At 73.9% G+C, this 17,625-nt stretch carries 17 protein-coding genes; 9 read left to right on the top strand and 8 right to left on the bottom strand.

What is annotated here, in order from left to right; translation table 11 throughout:
- Positions 1 to 114: 114 nt before the first annotated feature.
- Positions 115 to 1,401 carry a serine--tRNA ligase gene (gene serS / locus D7M15_RS14810; protein ID WP_121517948.1) on the top strand — a complete coding sequence of 429 codons (1,287 nt, stop codon included), beginning with the start codon at positions 115 to 117 and terminating at the stop codon, positions 1,399 to 1,401.
- 11 nt (positions 1,402 to 1,412) lie between these two features.
- Positions 1,413 to 2,252, top strand: coding sequence for an HAD family hydrolase (locus D7M15_RS14805; RefSeq protein ID WP_121517947.1), 840 nt, complete (start codon positions 1,413 to 1,415; stop codon positions 2,250 to 2,252).
- Between the two features lie 115 nt (positions 2,253 to 2,367).
- Here the strand turns inward: D7M15_RS14805 and D7M15_RS14800 are convergent, their stop codons facing one another.
- The 4 genes from D7M15_RS14800 to D7M15_RS14785 all read right to left on the bottom strand — a co-directional run bounded on the left by D7M15_RS14800 (position 2,368) and on the right by D7M15_RS14785 (position 6,103).
- A complete protein-coding gene (locus D7M15_RS14800) occupies positions 2,368 to 3,093 on the bottom strand; it encodes an ABC transporter permease subunit (protein WP_121517946.1) in 726 nt (241 codons plus the stop codon).
- A gap of 14 nt (positions 3,094 to 3,107) precedes the next feature.
- Positions 3,108 to 4,025: an ABC transporter ATP-binding protein gene (locus tag D7M15_RS14795; RefSeq protein WP_121517945.1), complete on the bottom strand. Its 918-nt coding sequence runs from the start codon at positions 4,023 to 4,025 to the stop codon at positions 3,108 to 3,110.
- A gap of 112 nt (positions 4,026 to 4,137) precedes the next feature.
- Positions 4,138 to 5,046 (bottom strand): ABC transporter permease subunit, encoded by a 909-nt coding sequence (locus D7M15_RS14790; RefSeq protein ID WP_121520799.1) that lies wholly within the window; start codon positions 5,044 to 5,046, stop codon positions 4,138 to 4,140.
- Positions 5,036 to 6,103: an ABC transporter ATP-binding protein gene (locus tag D7M15_RS14785; RefSeq protein WP_121520797.1), complete on the bottom strand. Its 1,068-nt coding sequence runs from the start codon at positions 6,101 to 6,103 to the stop codon at positions 5,036 to 5,038. Before D7M15_RS14785 ends, D7M15_RS14790 begins: the two co-directional genes overlap by 11 nt.
- Positions 6,104 to 6,547: 444 nt before the next feature.
- Between D7M15_RS14785 and D7M15_RS14780 the strand changes: the two genes are divergently transcribed.
- From D7M15_RS14780 to D7M15_RS14770, 3 genes are all read left to right on the top strand, one after another.
- Positions 6,548 to 8,362, top strand: a complete 1,815-nt coding sequence (locus D7M15_RS14780; protein WP_121517944.1) for an SDR family oxidoreductase — start codon at positions 6,548 to 6,550, stop codon at positions 8,360 to 8,362.
- 213 nt (positions 8,363 to 8,575) lie between these two features.
- On the top strand, positions 8,576 to 9,679 hold the full coding sequence (locus D7M15_RS14775) for a MerR family transcriptional regulator (RefSeq protein ID WP_121517943.1): 1,104 nt from the start codon (positions 8,576 to 8,578) through the stop codon (positions 9,677 to 9,679).
- 226 nt (positions 9,680 to 9,905) lie between these two features.
- Complete coding sequence (locus D7M15_RS14770; RefSeq protein WP_127201751.1) at positions 9,906 to 11,195, top strand: hypothetical protein; 1,290 nt, start codon at positions 9,906 to 9,908, stop codon at positions 11,193 to 11,195.
- 39 nt (positions 11,196 to 11,234) lie between these two features.
- Here D7M15_RS14770 and D7M15_RS14765 read toward each other — a convergent pair whose 3' ends face one another.
- Positions 11,235 to 12,431, bottom strand: coding sequence for a ferric reductase-like transmembrane domain-containing protein (locus D7M15_RS14765; RefSeq protein WP_346428808.1), 1,197 nt, complete (start codon positions 12,429 to 12,431; stop codon positions 11,235 to 11,237).
- A gap of 209 nt (positions 12,432 to 12,640) precedes the next feature.
- Between D7M15_RS14765 and D7M15_RS14760 the strand changes: the two genes are divergently transcribed.
- The 3 genes from D7M15_RS14760 (at position 12,641) to D7M15_RS14750 (ending at position 14,997) form a co-directional block, all read left to right on the top strand.
- Positions 12,641 to 13,117, top strand: coding sequence for a metalloregulator ArsR/SmtB family transcription factor (locus D7M15_RS14760; protein ID WP_346428807.1), 477 nt, complete (start codon positions 12,641 to 12,643; stop codon positions 13,115 to 13,117).
- A gap of 104 nt (positions 13,118 to 13,221) precedes the next feature.
- Positions 13,222 to 13,842 carry an SRPBCC domain-containing protein gene (locus tag D7M15_RS14755; protein ID WP_346428833.1) on the top strand — a complete coding sequence of 207 codons (621 nt, stop codon included), beginning with the start codon at positions 13,222 to 13,224 and terminating at the stop codon, positions 13,840 to 13,842.
- 321 nt (positions 13,843 to 14,163) lie between these two features.
- Positions 14,164 to 14,997, top strand: coding sequence for an SAM-dependent methyltransferase (locus D7M15_RS14750; protein ID WP_121517939.1), 834 nt, complete (start codon positions 14,164 to 14,166; stop codon positions 14,995 to 14,997).
- An 82-nt stretch (positions 14,998 to 15,079) separates the two neighbouring features.
- Here D7M15_RS14750 and D7M15_RS14745 read toward each other — a convergent pair whose 3' ends face one another.
- Genes D7M15_RS14745 through D7M15_RS14735 form a run of 3 tightly spaced genes read right to left on the bottom strand, consistent with a single transcriptional unit; the run spans position 15,080 to position 16,930 of the window.
- Positions 15,080 to 15,646 (bottom strand): SRPBCC family protein, encoded by a 567-nt coding sequence (locus D7M15_RS14745; protein WP_121517938.1) that lies wholly within the window; start codon positions 15,644 to 15,646, stop codon positions 15,080 to 15,082.
- A gap of 53 nt (positions 15,647 to 15,699) precedes the next feature.
- Positions 15,700 to 16,050: a metalloregulator ArsR/SmtB family transcription factor gene (locus D7M15_RS14740; protein ID WP_121517937.1), complete on the bottom strand. Its 351-nt coding sequence runs from the start codon at positions 16,048 to 16,050 to the stop codon at positions 15,700 to 15,702.
- A gap of 34 nt (positions 16,051 to 16,084) precedes the next feature.
- Complete coding sequence (locus tag D7M15_RS14735; protein ID WP_121517936.1) at positions 16,085 to 16,930, bottom strand: hypothetical protein; 846 nt, start codon at positions 16,928 to 16,930, stop codon at positions 16,085 to 16,087.
- Positions 16,931 to 17,050: 120 nt separating this feature from the next.
- Here D7M15_RS14735 and D7M15_RS14730 point away from each other — a divergent pair, with 120 nt between their 5' ends.
- Complete coding sequence (locus D7M15_RS14730; protein WP_206337367.1) at positions 17,051 to 17,560, top strand: Lrp/AsnC family transcriptional regulator; 510 nt, start codon at positions 17,051 to 17,053, stop codon at positions 17,558 to 17,560.
- The last annotated feature ends 65 nt before the right edge of the window (positions 17,561 to 17,625 follow it).

Genomic DNA, 17,625 nt, shown 5'->3' with positions numbered 1-17,625 from the left:
CGACTCGGCCGAACGGCGGCGGCACCCGAGATCACCATTCCCCCTAAACATATACAAGCAGGCCAAATCGGATATCGAGTCGAGGGTGTCGGAGGGCACCGGTACGCTGGCGGGGTGATTGACCTTCGCCTCCTTCGAACGGACCCCGACCGTGTGCGCGCCTCGCAGCGAGCCCGTGGAGCGGATGTCGACCTCGTCGACGCGCTGCTCTCCGCCGACGAACGGCGCCGGTCGTCCGGCCTCCGCTTCGACCAGCTGCGCGCCGAGCAGAAGCAGCTCGGCAAGCTGATCCCCAAAGCCGCGGGCGAGGAGAAGGTCACGCTGCTGACGAGGGCGAGCGAGCTGTCGACGGCGGTCAAGGCCGCGCACGCCGAGCAGGACACCGCCGCGGACGAGGCGGAGCAGCTGCTGCGCCGCCTGGGCAACCTGGTGCACCCCGAGGTGCCCGTCGGCGGCGAGGACGACTTCACCGTCCTGGAGACCGTCGGTGAGCCGCGGGACTTCGGGGCCGAGGGCTTCACCCCCCGGGACCACCTGGAGCTGGGCCAGCTCCTCGGCGCCATCGACGTGGAACGCGCCGCGAAGGTGTCGGGCGCCCGCTTCTACTACCTGACGGGCATCGGCGCCCTCCTCGAACTGGCCCTGGTCAACGCGGCGATCGCGCAGGCCACCGCGGCGGGCTTCACGCCGATGCTGACGCCCGCCCTCGTCAAGTCGCAGGCCATGGAGGGCACCGGCTTCCTCGGCCAGGCGGCCGACGACGTCTACCACCTCCAGGACGACGACCTCTACCTGGTCGGCACCTCCGAAGTGGCGCTCGCCGCGTACCACATGGACGAGATCGTCGACGCCGACCGGCTGCCGCTGCGGTACGCGGGCTTCTCGCCCTGCTTCCGCCGCGAGGCCGGCTCGTACGGGAAGGACACGCGGGGCATCTTCCGCGTGCACCAGTTCGACAAGGTCGAGATGTTCTCGTTCGTCGCGCCGGAGGAGGCGGAGGCGGAGCACCGGCGGCTGCTGGAGTGGGAGAAGGAGTGGCTGACCGGGCTGGGCCTGCACTTCCAGGTGATCGACGTGGCGAGCGGTGACCTCGGCGCGTCGGCGGCCCGGAAGTTCGACTGCGAGGCGTGGATTCCCACGCAGGGGAAGTTCCGGGAGCTGACCTCCGCGTCGAACTGCGACGAGTTCCAGGCCCGCCGCCTGTCGGTCCGGATGCGCGGCAAGGGCCAGGACGGCGGCGTACGCCCGCTGGCCACGCTGAACGGCACGCTGTGCGCCGTGCCCCGCACCATCGTCGCGCTGCTGGAGAACCACCAGCAGGCCGACGGTTCGGTACGGGTCCCGGAGGTCCTCCGGCCGTACCTGGGCGGGCGCGAGGTGCTCGAACCGGTCGCGCGGTGAACGGGCCCGGGGTGACCGGGCCCGCCGCGGACGGGCCCGCGGAGACGGCGCCGTTCCCGTACCGGCTGATCGCCACCGACCTGGACGGCACGCTGCTGCGCTCCGACGACTCGATCTCCCGCCGCACCCGCGACGCCCTCGACGCGGCCTGCGCACGCGGCGCCGCGCACATCGTGGTGACGGGCCGGGCCGTGCCGTGGACGAAGCGGATACTGGCCGACCTGGGCCACACCGGCCTGGCCGTCTGCGGGCAGGGCGCGCAGGTCTACCACGCGGGCGAACAACGCCTGCTGACGTCCGTGACCCTCGACCGGCAGCTGGCCGGACTGGCGCTGGCACGGATCGAGGCGGAGACCGGCCCCCTGGCGCTCGCCGCGTCCCGCGACGGCCTGGACGGCGCGGTGGTCGTCGGCCCCGGCTTCCCGCAGGGCGACGGCCCGCTGGAGGTCCTCGTGACCGACGACCCGGCGGAGCTGTGGGCCGAACCCCTCAACAAGGTCTACCTCTGGCACCCCGAGCTGAGCGACGACGAACTCGCCCGCACCGCACGCGAGTCGGCGGGCGACCTGGTGGGGGTCGTGATGGCCGGGCCCGGCGTCGTCGAACTCCTGCCCCTGGGGCTGAGCAAGGCCCGCGGCCTCGCCGTGGCCGCACGCAGCCTCGGCGTCCACGCGTCGGAGACCCTCGCGTTCGGCGACATGCCCAACGACATCCCGATGTTCGCGTGGGCGGCGCACGGCGTGGCGATGGCCAACGCCCACACCGAGCTGCGGTCCGTGGCGGACGAGGTCACGGAGTCGAACGACGCCGACGGTATCGCCGTCGTCCTGGAGAAGCTGCTCGCCGGCTGACCCCGCCACCGCACCGGCCGGAACGCCCGCCGCGCCGCCCGCCCCCCTTCGACGGGGACCGGGCGGCGCGGCGTGACGCGGCAGACGGGCGGCGGCCCTCAGCCGCGCGGCGCGCTCACCCCTCCCCTGCGAGGGTCAGCGTGCGCAGCTTCTGCCCCGCCCACCAGGCGCCGCCCGCGGTCACCGCGGCGAGCAGCACGACGGCGAGCGGCAGACCCACGTCCGACGTGATCATGCCGTCGCCGCCGATCCGCTCCGCGAGCGCCAGCGCCCACTGCTGCACGGACAGCGTCCGGGCACCGGGCACCAGGCTGCCGAAGAGGGTCTCCCAGACCAGCGCGTAGACGAGGCCGATCACGACGGCGTGCCGACTGACGGTGCCGAGCAGCAGGAACAGCGCGCTGTACGCCACGGAGGCGACGGCCGCCGCCACGGCGTACGCGACCGCCAACTGCTGGCTGTTGCCGTTCAGTACGAAGCCCGCCACGAGCGTCGGCACCGCCGAGAAGACGACGGTGACACCGATCGCGACGATCAGCTTCGTGCTGACGATCGTGGACCGCTTCAGCGGTTTCGCCAGCAGATAGACCACGGAACCGTCGTCGATCTCCGGTCCGATGGCGCCCGTACCGGCGATGACGCCGATGAGCGGCACCATCGTGGCGAGGGCGAAGCCGCCGAGGAGTTCGGCGGTGACGTCGTCGTCGGCGCCGACCATGGCGCGGACGGCGACCGCGACGGCCAGCAGCAGCGCGGGCAGCACGCAGAGGGTCAGCGCGCGGCGGCGCCCGAGGAGCGCACGGTAGGTGAGCCGGGCGACCGTGGGGTTGTACGCGGACATCGCTCAGGCTCCTTTCAGGCCGCGACGAGGTACGAGAAGACGCTCTCCAGGGACTCGTCCGAGGGCGAGACCGTGTGGAGCCGGATGCCCTGCTCGCGGGCGACCCGCGGCAGGAGCTCGGTGAAGCGGGTGAAGTCGACGGCCTGCACGCGCAGGGCGTGTTCGCCGAGGTCGACCTCGATACCGGCCGTGGACGGGTCGGCGATGAGGGCCGCCGCCAGGGCACGGTCGTCGCTGGAACGTACGAGGTAGCGGTGCGGCCGGTCCGTCATCAGACGGCGGATCTTCCGGAAGTTGCCGCTGGCGGCGTGCCGCCCCGCGACGATCACCTCGATGTGCGACGCGAGCTGCTCCACCTCCTCCAGGATGTGCGAGGAGAACAGCACCGTACGGCCGTCGTCGCCCATCTTCCGCAGCAGGTCCATCAGATGCATGCGCTGCCGCGGGTCCATGCCGTTGAACGGCTCGTCGAGCAGCAGCACCGACGGGTCGTGGACCAGCGCCGACGCCATCTTCACGCGCTGCCGCATGCCCTTGCTGTACGTGGAGATCCGGCGGTCCTGCGCGTGCTCCATGTCGACCGTGGCCAGCGCCCGGCGGGCGGCGGCGCCGGGGTCGGCGAGACCGTGCAGCTCGGCGTTGGCGAGGACGAACTCGTGGCCCTTGAGGAAGTCGTACATCCCCTCGCGTTCGGGCACGAGACCGATCTCGTGGTACGCCTTCTCGTTCCGCCAGATCGGCGCGCCGTCGAGCGTGACGCTGCCGGTGGACGGCGCGAGGAAGCCGCCCATCATGTGGATGAGGGTGGACTTCCCGGCGCCGTTGGGGCCGAGGAGGCCGGTCACGCCCGGGGAGATCTCCATGGTGACGTCGTTGACCGCGACGACGTTCCCGAACCAGCGGGACGTGCGGTCGATGGTGAGGGTGGTCATGAGCGCGACCCGTTCCTTGGCTGCTGGGAGTGGGCGGGCGAAGGTGCGGTGGGCGGCGGGCCGAGGGGCCGCGGGACGGCGGGCGGCGGTGCGGCGGGCGGCGGGAAGGCGGTCACAGTCCGGCCTTCCCGTAGCGGCGCAGCAGGAGCGCGTACGAACCGGCGATCAGCCCGGCGAGCAGCAGGAGGTAGACGGCGCCCTGCGCGTCGCTCAGCTCCACGGCACCGGCGAACAGCGAGTCACCGCCGAAGAACTTCTCCTGCACCCCGGTGAGCAACGTGCCCGGAGAGGCCGCCCCGAGCCAGCCGCCCGCGTCGCTGTCCTGCTCCGTGGCGATGCTCTGCAAGGCGTTGACCAGCATGTACGGGATCGTCAGTACGGCGATGATGGCCGCGACGCCGAACCCGCGACGTGGCGTGAGCGCGGCGGCCGCCAACCCGACCCCGCCGTACACCAGCGCGTACAGCGCCGAGAACACGACCCCCTGCACGAAACCGCCGGTCTGGTCGACGAAGTCGAGCTTGGCGAGCAGCGCCCCCGCGTACAGGATCACCACGGGTGACGCGATGAAGACGAACAGGGCTGCGGCGAGCGCGGCGGCCTTGGCCGCGACGTAGTCGCTCCGTTCGATGGGCCGCGAGAAGTACAGCGGGATCGTCTTGAACCGCAGGTCGAGCGAGACCGCCTGCGGCGCCACCGCCGCCACGAACAGGGCGATGACGAACTGGAGCTGCACCGCGTACTCCGCGTAACCCACGGGCAGTTCGTCCGCGCCCGTCGTCACGGCGACCGCCACGATGATGCCCGCGGGCAGCGCCATCACCGCGAAGAGGATCATCGGCAGCACCTTCGACTTACCGGCCCGGCCCAGACCGTACGCGCCGCGCAGCGTCTGGAGGAACAGCGAGCGGCGGGCGTAGGCGCGGCCGAGACGGGGACCGTCGTACTTGCGGTAGCCGATGTTGTGGATGACGTCCGTGCCGCGTGGTGCGACGGGCGTCGGGCTGGGCTCAGGCGACATCGCCACTGCCCCCTTCCTGCGCGCGGGTGCCCGCGTACTGCCGCTGCCAGGCGGCGGGGTCGTGGGCCGTACCGGCCCCGGTGTCATCGCCGCCGCTGCCGCCCTCGTGGCTGCCCGCGGCGGGGGTGTCGTCGGAGAACACCTCGGAGATGTGATGCCTGCGCTGCTCCATCCGCACCAGGCCGAGCCCGAGGTCGACGACGGCGTCGCGGACGGTGTCGGACACCGACTCCCCCTCGACGTCGACGAGGAGCACGTGCCCGCTGCCCGGCGCGCCGCCGTCCGCGAGGGACTTCACCGTGAGCCCGGCGGCGGTGAGCGCGGCACGCAGCGCGGCCGTACCGTCCGGCCGCGCGTCGGTGTCGGTGACCTCGACCGCGAGGGACGCCGCGTCCTGTGTGAAGTCCGCCGTGGACGAGGAACGCAGCAGCTTCCCGCCGTCGATCACGACGACGTGGTCGCAGGTGCGCTCCAACTCACCGAGCAGGTGCGACGTCACCAGCACGGAGATGCCGAAGTCGGTGTGGACACGCCGGATCAGGTCCAGCATGTCGTCGCGCCCGACCGGGTCGAGGCCGTTCGTGGGCTCGTCCAGCAGCACCAACTGCGGGTCGTGCACCAGTGCTTGGGCGAGCTTCACCCGCTGCTTCATACCGGTCGAGTAGCCGCCCATGGAGCGGTACCGCTCCTCGTACAGGCCGACGTGCCGCAGGGTGTCGGCGGTACGTTCGCGGGCCGCGGTGGGCGGCAGGCCCGACATCCGCGCCATGTGGACGACGAACTCCGTCGCCGACACGTCGGGCGGCAGGCAGTCGTGCTCCGGCATGTAGCCCACACGTTCGCGGATGGCGCCGCCCTCGTGGGACACGTCCAGGCCGAGGACGTGCGCGCTGCCCTCGGTGGCGGGCGACAACCCGAGCAGGATCTTGATCAGGGTCGACTTTCCGGCGCCGTTGGCACCCACCAGACCGGTCACACCTGGTGTGATGTCCACGGTCAGCCGGTCGAGAGCGGTCACCCGTGGGTACCGCATGGTCAGGCTTTGGGTCGCGATCACAGTCACCCCACGAAGTTAGTGCCCTTGTGCGCGGGAACACGTCCCCCGGTGGGCGTGCATCGGCGTCGTACCGGAGGCGGACGGGCCCCTAAGGGCACCGGTACGAAAGCGCGGGTCGGGGTCAGGGGCAAGGGGACGAAAGTTCCGTTACCGGCAGTATCCACAGGCGCGTACCTCGATCTTGACTGCGCCATCGGTCGTTGTCACAGTCATCGGTGTCAGGTTGCGCGCAAGCCGGAACGCCTCGGCCCGGCTCCGCTCCGGCCCTCCGCCGCGGGCGGGGGCGGTGGCGGTGGCGCGGGGCGGACGCGCGGGGCGGGTGGAGCAGCGGAACACGGCTGGTGAGGGGGCCGCATGGGCACGGACGAGCAAGGGCGGAAGCGCGAGCAGGGACGCGGACCGGAACGGGAAAGGGGAGCGGCAGCGGGGGAGGAGCCGGGGCAGATGGCGAACGGTCCGGAACGGAGCGGCGACACCCACGAACCGGTGCTGCCGGGAGCACGGGAGCACCGGGTCCGTACCGCCGAGGGCGTCGAGCTGTGCGTCGCGGAGCTGGGCGACCCGTCGCACCCCACCGTCCTGCTGCTGCACGGCTATCCCGACAGCAAGGAGGTCTGGGCGCCCGTCGCCGCCCGCCTGCGCGACCGCTTCCACGTCGTGCTGTACGACGTGCGGGGCTGCGGCCGCTCGTCCGCGCCGAAGCCGCTGCACGGCGGCTTCACCCTGGAGAAGCTGACGGATGACTTCCTGACGGTGCTGGACACCGTGAGCCCCGACGCACCCGTGCACCTCGTCGGCCACGACTGGGGATCGGTGCAGGGCTGGGAGTTCGTGACGGTGGCCCGCACGCAGGGCCGCATCGCCTCCTTCACCTCGATGTCCGGCCCCTCCCTCGACCACTTCGGACACTGGATCAGGGAACGGCTGGCCAAGCCCACGCCCCGCCGCGTCGCCCAACTCCTCAACCAGGGCGTCAAGTCCTGGTACGTGGGCGCGCTGCACACCCCGGTCCTGCCCGAGGCCGCCTGGCGGGGACCGCTCGGCAGGAGTTGGCCGCGCATCCTCCAGCGACTGGAGAAGGTGCCACCCGGCCCGTACCCGACAGCGTCGCTGCCGACCGACGCCGCACACGGCGCCTGGCTCTACCGCGACAACGTACGGGCACGACTCGGCAGACCCCGCGAGGACTGCCACGCGCACGCCCCCGTACAACTGATCACTCCGACCGGGGACGCGTTCCTGAGCGAGCGGCTGTACGACGACCTGGAGAGGTGGGCGCCGCGCCTCACCCGGCGCACACTGCCCGCGAAGCACTGGCTGCCGCGCACGAGACCCGACCAACTCGCGCTCTGGATAGCCGGGTTCGCGGCCGCCCACGAGCCGGGCGCGGGCGGTGACGCCCCGCCCGCGGCGGCGCCGCGGACCGGCCGGTACGCACAGCGCTTCGGCGGGCAGCTGGTGGTGGTCACCGGGGCGGCCAGCGGCATAGGCCGGGCGACCGCGCTCGCGTTCGCGGCGGCCGGTGCGCGGGTCGTCGCCGTCGACCGCGACGGCGAGGGCGCGGCCCGTACGGCGGAGACGGCGCGGCGGGCGGGCGCGACCGGCGCGTGGGCGGAGACCGTCGACGTCGGTGACGGGCAGGCCGTGGAGCAGCTGGCCGAGCGGGTCGCGGCGGAGCACGGCGTGGTCGACGTGCTGGTCAACAACGCCGGTACGGGCGTCTCCGGGGACTTCATGGACACGAGCGTGGAGGAGTGGCGGAAGGTCCTCGACGTCAACCTGTGGGGCGTCATCCACGGTTGCCGGACGTTCGGCAGACAGATGGCCGAGCGGGGTCAGGGCGGCCACATCGTGAACACGGCGTCGGCCATCGCGTTCCAGCCGTCGCGCGCCCTGCCCGCGTACGCGACGTCGAAGGCCGCCGTGCTGATGCTCAGCGAGTGCCTGCGCGCGGAGCTGGCCGGCCAGGGCATCGGGGTGAGCGCGATATGCCCCGGCGTCGTCGACACGAACATCACGGCCACGACGCGGTTCGCGGGCACCGACACGGCGGAGGAGAAACGCCGACAGGACCGGACGGCGAAGCTGTACGGCATGCGGAACTACCCGCCGGAGAAGGTCGCCGCCGCGGTGCTCCGCGCGGTCGTACGGGACGAGGCCGTCGTCCCGGTCACGCCGGAGGCGCACGGCGCACGCCTGCTGTCCCGCGTCTCACCGGGCGCGGCGCGGGCGCTGGCCCGCGTCAAGCCGCGGCTGTGAGACCCGGGTCGGCGAACGGGGCAGGGGGGCGAGGGGAGGGGTGGGGGCGGGGGGGGGGAGGGCCCCCAGGCAGCGGAAGTGACCGAAGGCACCGCCCCGTTGCGGCACCGGCGTGGGTCGGCTCCGGTGGTGAGAGCGGTGTGGTGAGGGCAGAGCACGGTGCTGAGGGGGTCCGGCGCCCAGGGTGCCAGGCGCGAAGGGGAAGGTGAGGGTGTGGCGTTCACCGAGTACCGCATAGAGGATCTGGCGCACCGCAGCGGCGCCACCGTCCGTACGATCCGCGCCTACCAGGACCGCGGGCTCCTCCCCCGGCCGGAACGCCGCGGCCGCGCCAACGTCTACGACGACACCCACCTCGCGCGCCTGCGGCAGATAACCGAGCTGCTCGAACGTGGCTACACCCTCGCCTCCATCAAGGAACTCCTCGACGCGTGGGACACCGGCCGCGGCCTCGGCGGAGTCCTCGGCCTGGTCACCGAGGTCGACGGCCCCTGGAGCGACGAGCAGTCGAGCCGCCTCACCCGCGCGGAGCTGAGCGAGCTGTTCGGCGGCGGGTACGACGACGAGGCGGTGTCGGAGGCGGTCGCGCTGGGCGTGCTGGTGCCCGCCCCGGACGGCACCGGCGAGTTCGTGGTGCCCAGCCCCCAGGAACTGGCCGTCGCCGCCGAGTTGCACCACGCCGGGGTGCCGCTGACGGCGGTCAGCGGACATCTGCGGGAGCTGCGTTCCCGGGTGGAGCACATCGCCGCCCGCTTCGTGGACTTCACCAACGAGCACGTCTTCGCCCGCTACCTCGGGCACACGCCGAGCAGCGCGGAGGTCGGGGAGGCGGCCGAGCTGGTACGGAAGCTGCGGCCCCTCGCGCAGCAGGCCGTCGACGCGGAACTCGCCCGCGCCATGCAGCTGTTGGCGACCCGCAACCTCCGTGACCACCTGCACGACGCGGTGGTGTCGGGTGCGCCGGGGACGGCCGTCGGCGCGGGTGGCGTCGGGATCGGCGTCGGGGCCGGTGCCGCGGTGGCGGAGAGCCGGGACGCCCGGGTGGGCGCGGCGACGGACCCGCCGGAGGCACCAGTCACCGCCGCCGGGCACCCGGGGACCCTCGACGCGGCGGCCCGACCCGGTGGCGCCGAGACGGAGTGGGTGGCGCTCCCGGCCGCGACGGTGGCAGCCGTACGGGCTTTGGTGGGCGCGGACCGCACCGCCGCCTTCGTGGCGGCGGCCGCCGAACGGGAGGTCGCGGCCCGCACGATGGACCGCCTGGCCGAGCCACCCCCGTACGGGGAACGACCCCGCGGCAGCGGCGAACGGGCCTGAGCCGGAGGGCGACGCTCCGGACTGCGCCCCGCCCAGGGGAACGAGCGGCTGCCGTACACGGTGAAGCGGGGCCCTTACGGAGGGGGAGGTTCCGCAGGGTGGTGCGGGCCGCGTACCGCAGACACGTGACATCTTTTCGGCCCGAAGGGCTCATCTGCCCTCATTGCCCTCCATCGCCTCCTCGTCGACGATGCCTCTCGCGGACACGTCGGAGAGGGGACCGATCATGCGAAGACGACACTTCGTCACGGGACTGGCGGGGATGACGGCCGGGTTGGGGTGGGGCGCGGTGCCGGAGTCGGCCGTGGCCCACGGCCGGAGCGCGCCCGGGCTGAAGGGCCCGAACGGGACAGGCGTACCGTCCCCGCGGGGTCGACGGGCGTTGCTGGGCTGGCAGGAGGTCGCCGTACCGCCGGGTGTCTCCGCCGCGCGGCTCCTCAAGGTGGCCGCCGCCGGGCCCAACCGCGCCTGGGCGGTCGGTGAGCAGGGCCGGGACGGCACCGCGCCGGGACAGCCGTTGGCGCTCCACTGGGACGGTACGGCCTGGTCGCACACCGACCTCGACCACCTCGCCCTGGTCGGCGCCCTGACCGGGGTCGCGGCGCTCCCCACCGCCCCCACCGCCCCGACATCCGGTACGTCCGCCCCATCCGCCACGCCCCCGACTCCCCCCGCCGCGTGGGCGATCGGCGGCGACACCGGCGCGGGCTGCGACCGCCTGCTCCGCTGGGACGGTACGACGTGGCAGGACTGCCCCTTCCCCGGCCGCGCCGAGGCGGGCACCCGTCTCTCCGCCCTCACCGTGGCGGCGGACGGCGACGTGTGGGCGGCGGGCGTACGGGACGGTCGCGCCCGCCTGCTGCGGCGGTCCGGCGGCCGGTGGCGTTGGCTGCCGCCCCTTCCCGACAGCCCCACCGACCCCACGGACCCCGACAGCCCCGTTGGCCCGCCCGCGCTGTGGAACGTACGCACCGCACCCGACGGTTCCGTCTGGGTGTCCGGCGACGCCATCGCCCGCTGGCACCAGGGCGGTTGGACGGTGCTGCCCTCCCCCGGCGGCATCCGCCTCACCGTCACCGACCTGCTGCCGGTGGCGCCGGACGAGGTGTGGGCGGTGGGTGCCGCGTTCGGACCCGGTGGCCCGCCGGACAAGCCGCCGGGCGTCGTGTTGCTCCGCTGGGACGGTACGGAGTGGGTGTCCGAACGGGACAGCCTCCCGTTCGGCGTCGGCGCCCTGTTCTCGGTCGTCGCCGACGCCGACGGCCGTCCCGCGCTGCTGTCCGGCTGGGACTTCTGGGACGGTGCCCGCACCCACTACCTGCGTCGCGGCGGCGACGGCTGGGTCAGCGAACGCGGGCCGCTCGCCGAGGGGTTGACGCCGATGATGACGCATCTCGCGCCGGTCCCCGGTACGGACGAGGTGTGGGCGGTCGGGACGACGACCCGCTACGCGACGCGCCCACCGGCCCGGTTCCGCGTCGAACGGTTCGGTGGAACGGGCGCGACGCCCCCGTAGGCACGGCGCCCTCCCGAACGCGGCGCACCCGGCCGCCGGTCACGACGGCCCCGCCGCCTCCCCCGTGCGGGAAGCCTCCCCTGTACGGGAAGCCTCCCCCGTACGGGAAGTCGTCCCCGTACGGGCCGTCGCGCGCGGCCGGGTGCGGTACGCGGTGATCGCCACGGTGACGCACAGCACCGCCAACCCCGCCCACACCGTGCCGGGTTCGACGCCCGGCGCGGTGGCCTCGCCGTCCGGCGTGCGGCCGCCGTCCCGCCCGGTGGCGGGCACGGCGAGGAGGACGACGAGGGTGGCCGCGGCGGCGAGCCGCGCCGCGAGCCGTAGTGCGTACGGGAGCGCGTACGGGAACGGGTGCCGCGGCGCGGTACGGCGCGGTGGCGGGCCGAGCCGGTCGCCGCGCCGGGCGGGGGCGAGGAGGCGGGCCAGGAAGAGGGCGGCCACGGGGAGTTGGAGCAGCCAGACGAGGGTGCGGAAGGTGCCGTCGTACCAGACGTTGGTGCCGTACAGCAGCGTGTGCCAGACGCTGAGGACGTAGACGACGACGATGAAGCGGTGGAGGGCGCGCCACGTCCGGCCGCCGGTGGAGCGGCGGAGGTAGTAGGCGAGGCCGAGGGGTACGGCGAGGTAGAAGGCGAGGAGTCCGATGAGGATGGCGAGGCGGCCGGTGCCGGACGTGTAGCCGCCAGGGACGAAGGTGTCGGTGAAGGCGCTGGTGAGGCGGCCGGGCCAGGCGAGTTCGTCGCCGTTGTCGCGGACGAGTTCGGCGAAGAACAGGAACGCGTGGGCGAACATCAGGCCCATGGTGGTGAGGCTGGTGGTGCGGTGCCAGCGTTCGACGCGGGCGGCGGGTACGCGGAGGGGTGCGGGGCGCGCGCTGGAGCGGACGAGGCCGAGGACGAGGGTGATCCAGGACCAGAGGAGCGCGGACCAGCCGAACGCCTGGCAGAGCCAGTACATCCAGTACGTGTCGGCGTCCGCGAGGAACGGCATGACGGCGAGGGTGGCGGAGGTGCCGGATTGGACGCGTGCGTACAGCCACGCGTAGATCAGGGCGGTGACGACGAGGGCGGCGGTGGCGTCGGGTACGGCGGCGCGCAGGTCGGCGCGCAGGGCGGCCCGGTCGAAGCGGTGTCGGCGCGTGGGGCGGGGGTCGGGTGGGGGCACGGCCGCCGTCCGACCGGGGGTGGCCGCGCCCGCGTCCGGTTCCACGGCCCGTTCCGACGACTCCGTCACACCGTCACCGCCTTCCCCGCTCGACCACGGCCGCCGGTTCACCGCCCCGTCCCGCCCGCTCCGCCCGTCGTCGTGCGCGGCGCGGCGCGGCGCGGGTTGCCGCGTTCATCGTGCCCCGCGTCGGGCGCGGAGCGCCATGCGTGGGGCCAGACCGATCCGTGCGGCGTACGCCCACCCATACGCGTAACTGATGCGTTACGCTTACGTCCGTGAGCCAGCTCCCCGCCCCCCGCCAACGCCCGCGCCCCCACCGCCCCGCGCCGGAGCAGGAGGGGGGACAGCCGCCGCCCGCCGCGTCGTTGGACGACGTGGCGGCGGCCGTCGCGGACCCCGTACGCCGCCGCATCCTGGAGATGCTGCTCGACGGGCCCCGGTCCGCGGGCGGGATCGCCCGGCACTTCACGATCAGCCGCCCGGCGGTCAGCCGCCATCTGCGCGTGCTGCGCGAGAGCGGGATCGTGCGCGACGAGTCCGTGGGACGGCAGCGCCTGTACGCGCTCGACACCTCGCCGCTGGCCGAACTGGAGGCGTGGACCGGCCTGTTCACCCGCGCGGCCGGCTGGGAGCAGCGGCTGGACGCCCTCGACACGGAGGTGCGCCGCACCCGCCGGGAACGGCGGCACGCGGCGGACGACTCCGCGGACCACCCGCGGGCACCGGACCACCAGCAGGAGGAATCGGCATGAACCCGCCCCACGACGATCCGCCCCACGACGACCCGTCCCGGCGCGCGCCTTCGGGACCGCCCACGCCGACCGGCCGCCTCGTCCGTACGCGGGAGGGGTACGACCTGGTCCTCACCCGTACGTTCCGCGCGCCGGTCGAGGACGTGTGGGCGAGCGTGACCGAACCGGCGCGCACCGCCCGCTGGTTCGGCGAGTGGCGTGGGGAGGCCGGGCCGGGGAGGGTGGTGGAGATGCGGATGGCGTTCGAGGAGGGGGCGCCGTGGTGCGCGATGCGGATCGACGCGTGCGAACCGCCGTACCGGCTCGCCGTGTCCATGGCCGACGGGTCCGCCTCCGAAGCGTCCGACGCGTCCGCGCCCGCGTCCCCGTCCCCGTCCCCGTCCGAGGAACCGACGTCCGACGCGTCCGCGCCCGGGGAGCCCGGCGTCCCGCACGCCTCCCCGCCGGAGCAGGCGGGGGACGCGGACCCGTGGCCGATGGAGCTGCTGCTCTCGGAGGCGGACGGGGTCACCGAACTCCGTCTCGTCCACCACCGACCGAGCGCCGACGGTGTCGGGGAGATCGGCCCCGGCTGGGAGTTCTACCTCGACCTGCTCGTCGCCTCCCGCGCGCACGCGCCGTTGCCGGACTTCACGGCGTACTACCCGGCGCAGCGCGCGTACTTCGCGTCCCTGCCGACCCACGCGCCCCCGCCCCCGGGCGGTGCCCCGGCCCCGGCCCCCTGACGGGGCGCGGCCGTCGCCCCGCGCCGGTACCCGTGCGGCGCCCGCTGCCGCAGGATGGGGACATGGACGGGCGTACGGGTGGAGCGGGGGTGCGCCGCGACGGCTGAACGGGGCGCCGGGACACTGGAGTCGGACGGAGCCGTACGCCACGCCCCTCCGCCCGCCGCACGACACCCCGGGCCACGACACCCCGGACGACGAAACCCGCACCCACCAGAACCCAACCCCACCCCCCAACCACCCATCCACGAACGGCGACGAGGGACCCGCGGCCGCGCGACGAGGCGGCCGAAGGCGCGGGGACCCGAGAAAGCGGACGACATGAGGGACAGCGTCAGACAACCGCCCGGCGGCAACGGTCGCGGCAGCGGCAGCGACACCATCGACAGCACCCGCCCGCACTCGGCCCGGATCTGGAACTACCTGGTCGGCGGCAAGGACTACTACCCCGTCGACGGTGAGGCCGCCGAGCGCGTCCTCTCGGTGTTCCCGGGGATGCGCGACATCACGTTCCAGTCGCGGGCGTTCATCGGCCGCGTCGTACGGCACCTGGCGCAGGAGGAGGGCGTACGGCAGTTCCTGGACATCGGCACCGGTCTGCCGACGCACGACAACACGCACGAGGTGGCGCAGCGCGTGGCACCCGAGAGCCGGATCGTGTACGTGGACAACGACCCGCTGGTGCTCGCGCACGCCCGTGCGCTGCTGTCGAGTTCGCCGGAGGGGGCGTGCGACTACATCGACGCCGACGTGCGCGACCCGGAGAGCATCCTCGAACGGGCCGCCGAGACCCTGGACTTCTCGCGGCCGGTCGGCCTGATGCTGATGGGCGTACTCGGTCTGGTCCCGGACTACGAGGAGGCGCGTGCCTCCGTACGGCGCCTGCTGGAGGCGCTGCCGCCGGGCAGTTACCTCGGCCTGAACGACGGTTCCGCGACCGACCCGGCGTACGTGGAGGCCATCCGCCGCCACAACGGCAACAGCCCGGCCGCCCCGTACACGCCGCGTACGCCCGCCGAGATCGCCGGGTACTTCGACGGGCTGGAGCTGCTGTCGCCGGGGGTGGTGACCTGCTCGCAGTGGCGGCTGGAGATCGCGCCGTTCGGTGTGCCGGAGGAGGTAGCGGTGTACGGGGGGCTGGCGCTGAAGCGGTGACGTGGGGGGCGCGTACGGCACGTACGGGCGCGGGGGCGCGCGTCGTGGCGGGGCGTCAGCCCTCGCCGCCGGCACCCGCCCCCTAGGCGTCGTCCCCGGTTGCGTCGGCGCCGGGGACGGCCGCGCCGTGGGGTACGCCCGCCGCGACGTACCGCTCGTAGACCGGGCGCCACGGCTGCGCGTCCGGCGCGTGCGGGCCGCCGGTGGCGTGGCCGTCGAGGTGGCGCGCCAGCTCACCGAGGCAGACGTGCCAGCCGGCGGCGTTGCGGGCGGCGGTGTCGCGGGCCTCCAGCACGTTGACGAGGGTGAGGGTGCAGCCGTCCGCGTCGGGGTCGTCCGGCGTGCCGGGGGCGACCTCCAGGTGCAGTTCGTCGCCGCCCCAGGTGAACGCGAGGACGTGCGGCGGCTCGTAACGCAGGACCTCGCCGGTGTCGGGCTCCGCGTGCGGGTCGTCCGCGAACTCGATGCGGCCGCCCCGTCGCGGCTCGATCCGCACGGTGGACGGGAACCAGTGGCGCAGGCCGTCGGGTTCGGAGACGGCGGCCCAGACGCGTGCGACGGGGTGCCCCGGGTAGTGGCGTCGGAAGCGGACGGCCGGGCGGCCGTCGTGTTCGAGGTAGCTTCCGTCGTCGATGACGCGGGTGGTCATGGTGGTGCGCTCCTCGGTTCGTCGGTACGTGCTCAGGGTTCGTCGGTACGCGCTCAGGCGGTCCCGTCACCGGTTCCGGTATCCCCCTCGGCCGCCTCCGCCTGTCGGTCGAGGTGGTCGCCGAGGGCGTCGAGACGGGCGTTCCAGAGGCGGCGGTACGGGGTGAGCCAGCTGTCGAGTTCGGTGAGGGGCCCCGGTTCGAGGCCGTAGACGCGGCGTTGCGCGTCGACCCGTACGCGCACGAGCCCCGCCTGCCGCAGCACCCGGAGGTGCTTCGACACGGTGGGCTGTGCGGTGCCGAGCCGGTCGACGAGTTCACCGACCGTACGTTCACGCTCGCACAGCAGGTCGAGCACGGCACGGCGGCGGGGATCGACGAGGGCCGACCAGACGGTGTCGTTCACGGGACGCGAATATACGGAAGCGGCTATATACCCGTCAAGGCATATGACCTGTTCCCGGGCGCCGGGCCAGTGCCGTACGGAGGAGTACGTCGGCGGCGGGCATCGCGACGAGCGCCAGCGGGAACGCACCGGCCGCACCCAGCCGCGGCAGACCCGTCGCCAGCGCGAACAGGAACACGACGGTGCCCGCCGTGGCCGTCAGCGCCCCGCGCAGCAGTTCGGCGGCGGCGCGCGAGCCGGTCGTACGGTGCACGGCGGGCGCCATCACGGACAGCAGCACCGGCAGCGAACACAGCACCCCGCCCGCGTACGTGCCCAACTCCCGCGCGGCGACCACCGCGACGACGACCGTCACGCCCGACACCGCCATCCGCATCGGGGTCTCCCAGCGGCGGGGGCGGCGCGCCGGTACGCGATCGGGCGGGGTGGGCGGCCAGGTCCGGAGCCCGGCGGCGACGACTGCCAGGACGAGGGCGCAGGCCACGATCGGCGCCGCGCCACCCGTACCGCCGCCCGTGCCCGTACCGCCACCCGCACCCGAGCCCGTACCGGCGGCGGCGATCGCGGCGGCGACCAGCGCGGCACCGGCGGCGGCGAGCAGCGCGCCGGGGAGCGCCCGCGCGGGGCGCGTACGCGTCGCGAGCCGCCCGTACACGAGGCAGAACACGGCCACGACCAGCTGCGACGCGACGCTTCCCTGCGCCGCCCGCCCGGCCGCGCCGGGCCCGGACTCCGCGCACACGAGGAGGAGGAACGGACCGGACGTCGTCGGCGCGCCCAGCAACTGCCCGCCGCGGCGCGGTCCCAGGCGGCGGGCGACGACGGAGGCGAGGAGGACGACGGAGGGGGCGAGGGCGGCGCGGGCGAGGAGGATCTCCATACCCGCGACCCTGCCAGGACGGCCGCCGCACTTGGCTCGGTAATCTCGGCACCTGATCGCTGAGTGCCGAGTTATTCTCGTCGCTTTCCCTCCTGGGCCGAGATTGTCTAGGCTGGCGATATGCCGCGCACCGACCGCCCGCACCCCCGCCACGACGACGCCCCCACCGGCCCCGCCCGCCTGGACCGCATCGACCGCGACCTGCTCACCCTCCTGCTGGCCGACGCCCGCGCCACGTACCAGGAGTTGGGCCGCCACGTGCGCCTCTCCGCGAACACCGTGGCCGACCGCGTACGCCGCCTGCGCAAGGACGGCGTCATCCGCGGCTACCGCGCCGAGCTGGACCACGCCGTGCTCGGCCACGGCATGGAGATGCTGAGCGACGTACGGCTGCGCGAGGCCACCGACCGGGCCGAGTTCGAACAGCGGCTCGCGGACGTGCCGCAGGTGGTGGGCGCGATGCGGCTCACCGGCGAGTACGACTACCAGCTGCGCGTGGTCTGTACGGACGCCCGCGAGTTCGAGACAGTGATCGACGTGCTCAAACGGGACCTGGGCGTACGGGAGTTGCGCAGCCGCCTGCTCCTGCACGAGGTGCCGCTGCGGCCGGAACGCATCCTGCACGCCTGACGCCGCGCGCCCCTGCGGCTAGGGTGCTGTTCTCCACGGCGGGGCGCGGCAGCACACCACGCGCG

The organism is Streptomyces sp. Z26, assembly GCF_003665095.1.
In the GTDB taxonomy this organism is placed as follows: domain Bacteria; phylum Actinomycetota; class Actinomycetes; order Streptomycetales; family Streptomycetaceae; genus Streptomyces; species Streptomyces phytohabitans.
Note: the sequence above shows the minus strand (reverse complement) of the source record. Positions and strands in the feature narration are given on the sequence as shown.

What these genes read in the sequence shown, in the direction of transcription:
- D7M15_RS14800 (WP_121517946.1), bottom strand. Translation starts at nt 3,093, where the DNA reads ATGTCCGCGTACAACCCCACGGTCGCCCGGCTCACCTACCGTGCGCTC.
- D7M15_RS14795 (WP_121517945.1), bottom strand. Translation starts at nt 4,025, where the DNA reads ATGACCACCCTCACCATCGACCGCACGTCCCGCTGGTTCGGGAACGTC.
- D7M15_RS14790 (WP_121520799.1), bottom strand. Translation starts at nt 5,046, where the DNA reads ATGTCGCCTGAGCCCAGCCCGACGCCCGTCGCACCACGCGGCACGGAC.
- D7M15_RS14780 (WP_121517944.1), top strand. Translation starts at nt 6,548, where the DNA reads ATGGCGAACGGTCCGGAACGGAGCGGCGACACCCACGAACCGGTGCTG.
- D7M15_RS14770 (WP_127201751.1), top strand. Translation starts at nt 9,906, where the DNA reads ATGCGAAGACGACACTTCGTCACGGGACTGGCGGGGATGACGGCCGGG.
- D7M15_RS14750 (WP_121517939.1), top strand. Translation starts at nt 14,164, where the DNA reads ATGAGGGACAGCGTCAGACAACCGCCCGGCGGCAACGGTCGCGGCAGC.
- D7M15_RS14745 (WP_121517938.1), bottom strand. Translation starts at nt 15,646, where the DNA reads ATGACCACCCGCGTCATCGACGACGGAAGCTACCTCGAACACGACGGC.
- D7M15_RS14735 (WP_121517936.1), bottom strand. Translation starts at nt 16,930, where the DNA reads ATGGAGATCCTCCTCGCCCGCGCCGCCCTCGCCCCCTCCGTCGTCCTC.
- D7M15_RS14730 (WP_206337367.1), top strand. Translation starts at nt 17,051, where the DNA reads ATGCCGCGCACCGACCGCCCGCACCCCCGCCACGACGACGCCCCCACC.